This window comes from Collinsella sp. An7 (assembly GCF_002159335.1).
In the GTDB taxonomy this organism is placed as follows: Bacteria; Actinomycetota; Coriobacteriia; order Coriobacteriales; family Coriobacteriaceae; genus Coprousia.
In genome coordinates this window covers 1-11,724 of the sequence record NZ_NFHP01000016.1, presented here as the reverse complement: position 1 = coordinate 11,724, position 11,724 = coordinate 1, and the positions used below count along the sequence as shown (strand labels likewise).

Genomic DNA, 11,724 nt, shown 5'->3' with positions numbered 1-11,724 from the left:
GCCCCGCGCCCGCCCGCACGGTCTGCCATAATGGAGGGCGAACCACCGGCCGAGGGGAGTCCCGCGCATGTCCGACCACGCCGCAACAACATCATCCACCGCATCTACCGGCGCGTCCGCCGCCGTGTCCGAGCCGGCAACGGGCGCGCCCCTCGGCGCGCGCAGCTCCGCGAGCTCCTTTGCCGGCGGCGGCACCGCCGAGCCGGCCGCCCCCGGGTCGCTCGGTGCGCTCTCCCCCAGTTGGTACGAGCCCGAGGACGGTTCCGAACCCGAGCCCTGGCTCACGGCGGACGAGGCCTTCGAGCGTTTCCTCGGGTGGTGCGACGCCCGCGGCATCGAGCTCTGGCCGCACCAAGAGGAGGCCCTCATGGACCTCGCCGCGGGCGACCACGTCATCCTTGGCACGCCCACCGGCTCGGGCAAGTCGCTCGTCGCGCTCGGCCAGCTCTTCCTGGCCATGGCGCAGGGTCACCGCGCCTACTACACCGCGCCCATCAAGGCACTCGTCTCGGAGAAGTTCTTCGACCTCGTGGACGTGCTCGGCCGCGACAACGTCGGCATGATCACCGGCGACACGCACATCAACACGGCCGCGCCCGTCATCTGCTGCACGGCCGAGATCCTCGCCAACCAGGCGCTGCGCGAGGGCGACGAGACCGATGTGGGCACCGTTGCCATGGACGAGTTCCATTACTTTGCCGACCCCGACCGCGGCTGGGCTTGGCAGGTGCCGCTGCTCACCCTCCCCCACACGCAGTTTATGCTCATGAGCGCCACGCTGGGCGACACCACCGCCATCGCCCACGCACTCGAGGAACGCACGGGGCGCACCGTCGACACCGTGGCCGATGCGCCGCGCCCGGTGCCGCTCGCCTTTGAGTACGTAGACACCGCCCTCGAGGGGACGGTCGAGCTCGCGCTCCGCCGCGGCGAGGCGCCGCTCTACATCGTGCACTTCAGCCAGGACGCGGCGCTCGCCTCGGCCACCGCGCTCGCCAACTTTGGCGTGGCGACCAAAGAGCAGCGCGAGGCCATCAAGGAGGCGGCGCGCGGCACGCGCTTCTCCACCGCGTTTGGCAAGATCCTCAAGCGCCTCATCACCTGCGGGGTGGGCGTGCACCACGCCGGCATGCTCCCGCGCTACCGCCTCTTGGTGGAGCGGCTCGCCCAGCAGGGGCTTCTGCCTGTCATCTGCGGCACCGACACGCTCGGCGTCGGCATCAACGTGCCCATCCACACGGTGGTGCTCACGGCCCTTACCAAGTACGACGGCTACCGCATGCGGCGCCTGCGCGCCCGCGAGTTTCACCAGATCGCGGGACGGGCGGGCCGCGCGGGCTTTGACACCGAAGGGCTCGTTATCGCCGAGGCGCCCGAGCACGAAATCGAGAACGCTAAACTCGTGGCAAAGGCGGGCGGCGACCCCAAGAAGCTCCGCAAAATCAAGCGCAAGAAGCCGCCCGAGGGATTCGTTACCTGGAACAAGCAGACCTTTGAGCACCTGTGCGACGCTGCGCCCGAGACACTCAAACCCCGCATGCGCATCACGCACTCCATGGTGCTCTCGATGGTCGAGCGCGGCGGGGACGCGCGTGCGCGCGTACGCGAGCTCATCGCGTCGAGCCTGCAGACCCCCGAGGAAAAGGAGCGCCTCTACCAGCGCGCCGACGAGATCTTTGCCACGCTCATCGACTCGGGCGTGGTGGTGGTTACCGAGGTGCCGCCGGCAGGGGACGCACCCGCGGACGCCGAACCCGAGCGCGACTACGCCCTCACCGTCGACCTACCCGAGGACTTTGCCCTCGACCAGCCGCTCTCGCCTTTCCTGCTTGCGGCGCTTGAGCTCCTCGACCCCGAGAGCGAGACCTATATGCTCGACCTCATCTCGATGGTCGAGGCCACGCTCGAGGACCCCAAGCAGGTGCTCCGCGCCCAGGAGCGCGCCGCACGCGACGCCGCGATGGCCGCCATGAAGGCCGACGGCGTGGACTACGAAGAGCGCCTTGAGCGCATCGCCGAGGTCACCTACCCCAAGCCACTCGAGGAGCTGCTCGACACCGCCTTTGCCGAGTACTGCGCCAAGGTTCCCTGGGCAAACGACTACGCGCTCAGCCCCAAGTCGGTCCTGCGCGACATGCTCGAGACCGCCTCGGACTTTAAGGGCTACATCCAGCGCTACAAGATCGCGCGCTCCGAGGGCATCCTCCTGCGCTATCTGGCCGAGGCGTTCCGCTCGCTCGACCGTACGGTCCCCGTCTCCAAGCGCACGCCCGAGCTCGACGAGGTCGTGAGCTGGCTCGGCCTCCTCGTGCGCTCGATCGACTCGAGCCTGGTGGACGAATGGGCCGCCGCGGGCGACCCTGCCGCGCTCGACGCCGCCCCGCCAAGCGCGGCGAACGCGGTGGTTGCCGACCGGCGCGGCATGACGCTGCTCGTGCGCAACGCCCTCTTCCGCCGCGTGCGCCTGGCCGCAGCCGGGCGGGTCGAGGCGCTCGGCGAGCTTGACGAGCCCTGGGGCATGGGCGAGCTCCGCTGGAGGCGCGCGCTCGACGCCTACCACGAGGCGCACGAAGAGATCCTTACCGATGCCGACGCGCGCTCGACGGCGTTCTTCTCACTCGATGAGGCCGACGAGCAGACCGAGCACGTCTGGCACGTGCACCAGATCTTCTCGGACGAGAGCGGCGACCGCGACTTCGGCATCATGGGCGACGTGGACCTCGACGCCACGCAGGCCGAGGGCGAGGTCGTTTTCAAGACCTACCGGGTCGGCTTTATCGAGGAGCTGCTCGAGGCGTGAAGAGACCGTCGACCGGGCGCGCCCGCATAACAGCGCGCCCGGTGGGGCGGTACAATGCCTTCAGCCAGACCACCGAAAGGACGCGCATGCTCAGCTACACCGCCGACCCCGGCCTCGCCTCCATCAAGCTCATCGCCTGCGACATGGACCTCACCCTCCTCGCCGATGACAAGTCGCAGCCGCCGCACATGCCCGAGCGCATCGCCGCACTCGCCGAGGCCGGCGTTGTCTTTTGCCCCGCAAGCGGCCGACCCGGCCCGACGCTCGAGGCGATGTTCCCCGAGCACGCGCACGACATGGCCTTCTGCCCTGATAACGGCGGCTCGATCATCTACCGCGGCGAGCTCATCTACAAGAGTCTCATCGATCCTGCGCTCTATCGCGAGGTGCTCTTTGCCGCACTGGCCGAGGGGTCGGGCGTGCCCGTGCTCTGCGCCTTTGACGAGGCCTATGCGCTCACGAGCGCCCGCGTCTACGAGCCCGAGATCGATGTCTACTACCACACCATCAATTACGTAGAGAGCTTTGAGGGGCTGGACGTCGACGCCAACAAGATCACGATCTTCTTTCCCCAGCGCAACAGCAAGCAGGTCTTTGATGAGACCTTCTCGCCGGCGTTCTCCGACCGGCTCAGCGTAACGTGCGCGGGCGTGGAGTGGATCGACCTCATGAACCTCGGCGTTAACAAGGGCTCGGGCATAACGCACCTCTGTGAGCGGCTCGGCATCAGCCTTGCCGACGTTGCCGCGGTGGGTGACACGTACAACGACGTGGAGATGCTCGAGTGTGCCGGGCACAGCTTTATCGTGGCCAACGCCGCCGAGCACATGCGCGCGCACGCCACGTATGAGATCCCGAGCAACAACGATCGCGGCGTGGCCACGCTCATCGACACCATCCTCGCGGCAAAGCGCGCCTAGCAGCGCGAGCAACACGCAGATACACAAAGCGGCCGGGTGCGCTTCTGTGAGGCGCATCCGGCCGCTTTGTGTATCCATCTGACTGTCTGCCAACCCAGCCTGATTGGCCCTATCCCCTAGCCCTGTCTGAGCGGCAGCTCCACGGTAAAGGTCGTGCGCCCGGCTTCGCTTGCCGCGCCGATGGTACCACCGTGGAGCTCCACAATCTCGCGCGCGATGGCAAGGCCGAGCCCCGCCCCACCCGTAGCGCTCGCCCGGGCCTCATCCAGCCGGAAGAACTTGTCAAAGATGGCCTTGAGCTTGTGCGACGGGATGGTCGCACCCTCGTCGGACACGGTGATGCGCACGGCATCGGGCTCGTGGGCTTGGGCGCCGGGCACAGACCCGTCGTCCGCCACCGGATCGGTACAAAGGGACGGGGGCATGGTACCGACAGCTGCTTCTCGTGCCACGCGCTCCACCGTCACCGCGATCTCCGTCCCCTCGTGGCTGTAGGCGATGGCGTTTTTAAGCAGGTTGTTGAGCACGCGCGCAAGGCGACCTGGGTCAGCCTCGATCATGAGCGCGGGCCCCGGCTCCTCTGCCGAGACCGTCCTCCCCTCGACGCTCAGCGCAACGGTGTTCCCATGCGCCGCAAGGAGCGGGTAGAACTCGTCTGCCATCTGCACGAGCAGGTACGAAAGGTCTACGGGCTCAACCTCAAGCTCGATATGCGAGAGGTTGTAGCGCGTGATATCGAAGAACTCGTTGATGAGCCGCTCGAGGCGCTTTGCCTTATCGAGCGTGATGCCCACATATCGGCAGCGCTGCTCGCACGGCATCTCGGGAATCTCGTCCAAAAGCGACAGATAACCGATGACCGAGGTCAACGGCGTCTTAAGGTCATGCGCGAGATAGGTGATGAGGTCGCTTCTGCGCTGCGCCTCGTCGCGGAGCGTGCGCTCGTGCGCCGCGGTCTCGGCCTTGATATCCGTGGCTACGAGGGCGATGTCCTCGTATCCCGCAGGAAAGACCTCCCGCGCGTCGGCATCGTGCTTGAGGTAGAACTCCATGAGCTCAGACGCGCTCTTGAGCAGAGGCTTTACCTGCCGACGTGCATACCAACGCGCCGTGAGCGCACACGCTACCACCAGCACGAGGACAAAGACGAGTCCCAGCCGCAAGAAGAACTCCTTAGCGCCTGTGGGGTTGAAAACGAGGTTGTAGGTTGTGCCGGTTTGATAGTCGACCTCCCAGGTCGACACAAACGTGTTGAAGAACCAGTCGACGAACGCCCCGTTGAGGCTATCGTCCACAAACCGGAAGAGCAGCACGTAGAGCATGATGCCCACCGCAGCGCCCGTCACGATCAGCGTGATCAAGCGCATGCGCGTTGCACGCGGGTCTACGAGCGAGGCGGCACGGGCCCACCAAGCGGCCCCGGCGGGCGCGTTAGCAGACGTAGCTTCGGCGGCTGTCGCTTGAGGAGAGTCGGGGGTAGCATTGGTGTTGTCGGCGCCCGCCGGCGAGCTCACGCTTGGGCCGTCGAACGGTTCTGCAGCGCCAGCCGGCGGCGCGGGGCGGTTGCTTCTCTTAGCGCTCAATCTTGTATCCGCACCCCCAAACGGTCTTGATGTACGTAGGGTTCTCAAACGAGTCGCCCATCTTCTCGCGCAGATGCCGAATGTGCACCGTGATTGAGCCGGAACCGTTCTCGTAGTACGCGTCACCAAAGATCTGGCAGTACAGCTCGCGTGCCGAGACCACAGCGCCCTCGGCCTCCAGCAAAAGACGCAGGATGGAGAACTCGGTCGGCGTGAGGTTGAGGGGGCGCTCGTTGAGCGTGCAGGCATGGGCGGGAATATCCATCACCAGGCCGGCGTAGGTAATGACCTCGCCCGGCTTGCGCCCATAGTGAGGAGCCCCCTCTTCTAGGGCGTCTTCTTCCGAGCCGTAGCGCTTATAGCGCCTGAGCTGCGCCTTGATGCGCGCAACAAGCTCGAGCGGAAGAAAGGGCTTGGTCACGTAGTCGTCGGCCCCAAGCGTGAGCCCGCGAATCTTGTCGACCTCCTCGCCCTTGGCCGTCAGCATGATGACGGGATAGGTCGCGCGCTCGCGGATCTTGCGGCATAGCTCAAAGCCATCGGCACCGGGGAGCATCACATCGAGGACCGCGAGGTCGGGGCGCGGGGCGCCCGCGTCTTCCAGCCGCGCGAGCGCGGCATCTCCGTCGTAGAAGCTCTCGACGGCAAACCCCTCGTTCTCGAGGTAGACCCGCACCAGATCGCAGATTTCGCGCTCATCGTCCACCACTACAATGCGCTCCCCCACCGGTACCCTCCTTACTCCATCTGCCTGCGCAGCAGCATAGCGTGACCGCCGCGCGAGAACATAAAGGAAAACCTAAGATGCCCCGCCTCCGTGGGTACAGAGGCGGGGCATCGAGTCGCCGCAAATCGCAACGGGCGGGCACAACGGCAGCGCGCGACGAACAATCGCGAGCCGCCTCGCTCACCTGTTACTGGCGGTGCGCGCGGTAGAACTCAATGAGCGAGCGCGTGCTCGCATCCTGAGCGTCGAGCGCCTCGTCGTCGTGGAAAGCCGGGGTGATCTCCTTGGCGAGCTTCTTACCAAGCTCCACACCCCACTGGTCGTAGGAGTCGATTCCCCAGACGGTGCCCTCCACAAAGGTGATGTGCTCATAGACGGCAATGAGCTCGCCGAGCGAGTATGCCGTCAGGCGGTCGCCGAAGATCGAGGTGGTCGGACGGTTGCCGGTAAAGACACGCGCCGGGACGATCTCCTCGGGCGTGCCCTCGGCACGGACCTCGTCGGCCGTCTTGCCAAAGGCGAGCGCCTTGGTCTGAGCGAGGAAGTTCCCCAAGAAGAGCTCGTGCACGTCCTGGTCGCCGTCCGTATAGGGGTTCTCGGTGTTCACAAAGGCGATAAAGTCGGCAGGAATCATCGCCGTGCCCTGGTGGATGAGCTGGTAGAAGGCGTGCTGGCCGTTGGTTCCCGGCTCGCCCCAGAAGATCTCGCCGGTGTCGCAGGTCACGGGCGTGCCGTCCCAGCGCACCTGCTTGCCGTTGGACTCCATGGTAAGCTGCTGCAGATAGGCCGGGAAGCGGTGCAGGTACTGGTTGTACGGCAGCACGGCATGGCTCGCCACGCCAAAGAAGTTGCGGTACCAGACGTTCAAGAGGCCCATGAGGGCGACGGCGTTCTTCTCGAGCGGGGTCTTCTGGAAGTACTCGTCGATCGCATGGAAGCCGGCGAGGAACTCCTCAAAGCGCTCCGGGCCGTACACCACGATGAGCGAGAGCCCCACCGCGGAGTCCACCGAATAACGGCCGCCGACCCAGTTCCAGAAACCAAAGGCGTTCTTGGGGTCGATGCCAAAGTCGGCCACGAGGTCGAGCGCGGTGGAGACGGCAACAAAGTGCTTGGCGATGGCCTCCGAGCGGCTCTCGGGCGTACCGTCGATGGCGCCCTGGGCGGCGAGCTGGTCGAGCATCCACCCCTTGACCTCGCGCGCGTTGGTGAGCGTCTCGAGCGTGGTGAAGGTCTTGGAGACGATGATCACGAGAGTGGTTTCGGGGTCGAGCCCCTTGACCTTCTCGGCCATGTCGTTCGGGTCGATGTTGGAGATGTAGCGGCAGTCGATCCCGGCGTCGGCAAAGGGCTTGAGCGCCTCGTAGACCATGACCGGGCCGAGGTCGGAGCCGCCGATGCCGATCGAGACGAGATGCTCGATGCGCTTGCCGGTTACGCCCTTCCACGCGCCGGAGCGGACTTCCTCCGCAAAGGCGTACATGCGGTCGAGCTCATGGCGCACATCGGCCACCACGTCCTGACCATCGACTACGATGGTGCCCTCCTCCGAGGCGGGGCGACGCAGGGCGGTGTGCAGCACGGCGCGGTCCTCGGTGGTGTTGATGTGGGCGCCGGCATACATCTGGTCGCGGCGCTCCTCGAGGTTGACGGCGCGGGCGAGATCGCAGAGAAGGTCCACCGTCTCGTCGGTCACCAGGTTCTTGGAGAGGTCAAAGCGCAGGTCGTTCACATCGAAGGTGAGCTTCTCGACGCGCTGGGGGTCGGAGGCGAACCACTCCTTGAGGCTGATGCCCTCGTTCTGGAGGGCCTCGTAATGGGCCTTGAGCGCGGTCCACTCAGGGGTCTGGGTGGCATCGATCGGTGCGGGAACGGTGGACATAAAGCTCCTCCTTTGCGGCCGGCGCCTCGCGGTGCCGGGACGCGACGCCCGACGGCGTCCTTATGACATAAGACGCGTCTATTCTAGCGCAGCAGGCGCGACGCTCCGCCGCGGTATTGAGGCAACCCGACGCGACTTCTCGGTTGACTCTGGTTGCATCATAGCATAGTATCGAACATGTGTTGCACGAACATTCGTTTTCTTTTTAGGAGGTGCAGCAGATGGACGAGTGGGTGAGCGCACTGGGCGCGCAGGAGGAGCAAGACCGCAGCCCCGTTGGGGAGCACACATATCTCTGCATCGACCTCAAGACCTTCTATGCCTCGGTGGAGTGCGCCGATCGCGGGCTCGACCCCTTTACGTCTCGCCTTGTGGTTGCCGACCCCTCGCGCGGCCGCTCGACCATCTGCCTCGCCATCACTCCGGCACTCAAAGAGCTCGGTATTCGCAACCGCTGCCGCGTCTTTGAAATCCCCGAGCCGATCCTTGCCACCACCATCATGGCGCGGCCGCGCATGCGCCACTACATGGAGGTTTCCGCCCAAATCTACGGCACCTACCTCGAGTTTGTGAGCCCGTCAGACATTCATCCTTACTCCATCGACGAGTGCTTCATCGACGCAACCCCCTACCTCAAGCGCTATGGCCTCAGCGCCGAGGCCTTTGCGCGGCGCCTCATGAACGCCGTCGAGGAGCGTCACCATATCTGCGCCACCGCGGGCATCGGCCCCAACCTCTTCCTCGCCAAGGTGGCGCTCGACATAACGGCCAAGCACGTGAGCACGCATATCGGGGTGCTCGACGAGGAGCGCTTCCGGCGCGAGATCTGGCCGCACCGGCCCATCACCGATATCTGGGGCATCGGCCCGGGCATCGCGGCGCGGCTCGCCAAGTACCGCGTCTACGACCTCATGGGCGTGGCAGCGCTCGATGAGGAGGTGCTCTACCGCGAGCTGGGGGTCAACGCGGAATACCTCATCGACCACGCCTTTGGGCGCGAGCCCACCACCATCGCCGAAATCCAGGCGTACCGGCCGGCAGAGACCTCCTACGTTAACGGACAGGTGCTCCCGCGCGACTACACCGAGCGCGAGGCCCACCTGGTGATGCGCGAGATGGTTGATACCTCGGTGCTGGAGCTCGTGGGCCGCGGGGAGGTGACGAACCACATCTCGCTCTCGGTGGGTTATGCGCGCGAGCGGGGCGACGCGCCGGGTGACGGGGCGCTCTTTGCAACGCCTGCGACAGGCAGTTCGTCGCCGAGCAAAACATCGGGAGCGAAGGCGCTGGGGCAGAGCCGGCCGACGACTGACAGGGCCCGTGCGACCGTTGTACGTGGGGCAAGCGACGAGACCGCCGCGCGCCCCGCAGCGCCCACGACCAACGAGCCCCCGCAACTCTTTACGGGCGAGCACGGGACGCGGCGCGTGGGCGGGCGGTCGCCCTTTGGCCATGCGGGCGGCTCGCGCAAGCTCGGCGAGCGGACCGACTCGCGTAAACGGCTCCTCGGCTACTTTGAACGGCTATGGAGCGAAACGGTCGACCCCACCAGAAAGATCCGACGGATCAACATCGGTTTTGGGAACCTCATGCCGCAAGAGTTTGCAACTGTCGATCTCTTTAGCGACACCGCGGCTGACGAGCGGGAACGGCGTCTCGCCGAGGCGACGCTCGCCGTCAAAGACAAGTTTGGCAAGAATGCACTTCTGCGGGGCACAAGCCTCACCCCGGCAAGCACCGCACGGGAGCGCAACGAGCAGGTGGGAGGCCATCATGCCTGACATGCGGGGGCAGGGCGGCGCTAAACGAAGCGACATGGCGGCCGGCATACGGGCCGGAGCATGCGGCAAGAACGCGGCGTGTGGCATGGGGCGCGACACAACGCGAGGCGAGTCCGCCCCCGCCCGCACCGCAAGCGGTCGTGTACGGGCAGGCCGGGCGGCTCAGTTTATGCCCTTTGCGGCGCTCAGGGGGTACTACGAGCTCGTCCACGCCCAAGAGCGCGTCGTGGAACCGCGCCATGAGCTCACCGAGGAGGAGGCACGCGAGCTCTCGGAGACCATCTACCGCGTGCGCCGCGGGCAGATTGTGCGCGCGGTCCACTACGACCGCGACGCCTACGTCACCACCACAGGCTGCGTTGCCCGCATCGACCTTATCTACCGCACGATATCCATCGTCAAGACCACCATCAAGCTCGACGATCTCCGCTCTCTCACCATCCTCGAGGACCCTGAGGCGAGCGCGGGGTACACTCAGGGGACCCCCTCATAAGAAGGAGACACCATGAACGATTTCAACTTCTACTCCCCCACCCGCTTTGTCTTTGGTCGCGGCACGTGCGACCGCACCGGCGATGCCGTCGCTGGTGCGGGCCACCGTCGCGTGCTCATCGTTTACGGCCAGGGTTCGGTGGTCCGCACCGGCACCCTCGACCGCGTCCGCGCATCGCTCGACCGCGCGGGCGTAACCTACCTTGAGCTTGGAGGTGCGCGCCCCAACCCCGATGTGTCGCTCGCGCGCGAGGGCGTCGAGCTGCTGCGGAGCGAGGGCAACGTGGACGCCGTTCTTGCCGTGGGCGGCGGCTCGGTAATCGACACGGCCAAGGCCATTGCACTCGGGGCCTGCTATGCAGGAGACGTATGGGACCTCTTTTCCAAGCGCGCCGCACCTGAGCGAGCGCTTCCCGTGGATGTGGTCCTCACCATCCCGGCCTCCGGGTCTGAAGCATCCGACTCGTGCGTCCTTTCCAACGACGAGCTCGGTATGAAATGCGGTCTCAATACCGACCTCAACCGTCCCGTTCTCGCCGTGATGGACCCGGAGCTCACCGTTACCCTCCCCGCCTATCAAACGGCAGCTGGCGTGATCGACATGATCAGTCACGTGATGGAGCGGTTCTTCTCAGGCGAGCCAGCCGTGCCCGTTACCGACTACCTCGCCTGTGGGCTCATCCGAGCGGCAATAGAGGCGGGCGAGCGCGTGATGGCCGATCCGCGCGACTACGACGCGCGTGCCAACCTCATGTGGACGGGCACCCTCGCGCACAACGGCATCGCAGGTTGCGGGTTGGGCGTGCCGGGCAAGCGCGATGGCGACTGGACCTGTCACGGCATGGAGCACGAGCTCTCTGCCCTCGACCCCAAGATCACGCACGGGGCGGGCCTTGCCGTTATCTTCCCCGCGTGGATGCGCTACGTTTGGCCGGCCCATCCGGAGCGGTTCCTGACCTTTGCCCGGGAGGTCTTTGGCATCGAGCCGGTGGACCCCGCCGTGGACGACCTGTCAGACTTTGATGAAGAGGTCACGCCCGAGCGAGCGCAGGCTGATGCCATCACCGCCGCGATCGACGAACTGCAGGGGTTCTTCGTCTCCCTCGGCATGCCCCGGACCCTGGGCGAACTCGGCATCACCGCCGATGACATCGACCGCCTCCTCGCGGGCCTCAAGCAGACGCGCGGCGAGCGCTTTGGCACCTTCCGTGAGCTCACGCTCGAGGACGCGCGGGCCATCTACGAGAGCGCCCTGTAGCGCCCCGCCCGTCGCGGCGCGCGGGGCGGACGGTAGGTGCAACCGTGCGTTGACGGCCTTGTACCGCGCGATGTCCTATGGGACGGTGTGGGGGATATGCACGGCGGGCACCGTCGCCGGTCCCCGCACCGAGTGCGCCGCGACGAAGCGATTTGGCCCGTGCGGCCTCGAGCGTGAGCTCACGGAAGGTGCCAAAGCGCTCGCCGCGCGTCTGCTTGAGGCCCGCGAGGAGGCGGTCGATGTCATCGGCGGTGATGCCGAGTTCGCCCAGGGTCCGGGGC

9 protein-coding genes are annotated in these 11,724 nt (G+C 66.0%); 6 read left to right on the top strand and 3 right to left on the bottom strand.

The features are described 5' to 3' along the window. Window positions 1-67: 67 nt before the first annotated feature. Both B5G20_RS10005 and B5G20_RS10000 read left to right on the top strand, forming a co-directional pair. On the top strand, window positions 68-2,800 hold the full coding sequence (locus B5G20_RS10005) for a DUF3516 domain-containing protein (RefSeq protein ID WP_087356769.1): 2,733 nt from the start codon (window positions 68-70) through the stop codon (window positions 2,798-2,800). Window positions 2,801-2,886: 86 nt separating this feature from the next. After that, the gene (locus B5G20_RS10000) at window positions 2,887-3,720 is read left to right on the top strand and encodes an HAD family hydrolase (protein WP_087356768.1); all 834 of its coding nucleotides are present in this window, start codon (window positions 2,887-2,889) and stop codon (window positions 3,718-3,720) included. 116 nt (window positions 3,721-3,836) lie between these two features. Here B5G20_RS10000 and B5G20_RS10665 read toward each other — a convergent pair whose 3' ends face one another. From B5G20_RS10665 to pgi, 3 genes are all read right to left on the bottom strand, one after another. Beyond that, a complete protein-coding gene (locus tag B5G20_RS10665; protein WP_343283999.1) occupies window positions 3,837-5,081 on the bottom strand; it encodes a HAMP domain-containing sensor histidine kinase in 1,245 nt (414 codons plus the stop codon). Window positions 5,082-5,292: 211 nt separating this feature from the next. Continuing rightward, entirely contained in the window at window positions 5,293-6,030 is a 738-nt protein-coding gene (locus B5G20_RS09990; protein WP_087356766.1) for a response regulator transcription factor, read from the bottom strand. Window positions 6,031-6,217: 187 nt separating this feature from the next. Next, the gene (pgi, locus tag B5G20_RS09985; protein WP_087356765.1) at window positions 6,218-7,912 is read right to left on the bottom strand and encodes a glucose-6-phosphate isomerase; all 1,695 of its coding nucleotides are present in this window, start codon (window positions 7,910-7,912) and stop codon (window positions 6,218-6,220) included. 221 nt (window positions 7,913-8,133) lie between these two features. On the opposite strand from pgi, the gene B5G20_RS09980 reads away from it, so the two are divergent. The 4 genes from B5G20_RS09980 to B5G20_RS10405 all read left to right on the top strand — a co-directional run. Beyond that, on the top strand, window positions 8,134-9,693 hold the full coding sequence (locus B5G20_RS09980; protein ID WP_087356764.1) for a DNA repair protein: 1,560 nt from the start codon (window positions 8,134-8,136) through the stop codon (window positions 9,691-9,693). Window positions 9,694-9,862: 169 nt separating this feature from the next. Further along, the gene (locus B5G20_RS09975; RefSeq protein WP_239286969.1) at window positions 9,863-10,186 is read left to right on the top strand and encodes a YolD-like family protein; all 324 of its coding nucleotides are present in this window, start codon (window positions 9,863-9,865) and stop codon (window positions 10,184-10,186) included. A gap of 12 nt (window positions 10,187-10,198) precedes the next feature. After that, on the top strand, window positions 10,199-11,443 hold the full coding sequence (locus B5G20_RS09970; protein WP_087356763.1) for an iron-containing alcohol dehydrogenase: 1,245 nt from the start codon (window positions 10,199-10,201) through the stop codon (window positions 11,441-11,443). Window positions 11,444-11,513: 70 nt separating this feature from the next. After that, the coding region (locus B5G20_RS10405) for a hypothetical protein (protein ID WP_158094441.1) at window positions 11,514-11,724 on the top strand (211 nt) is incomplete at its 3' end.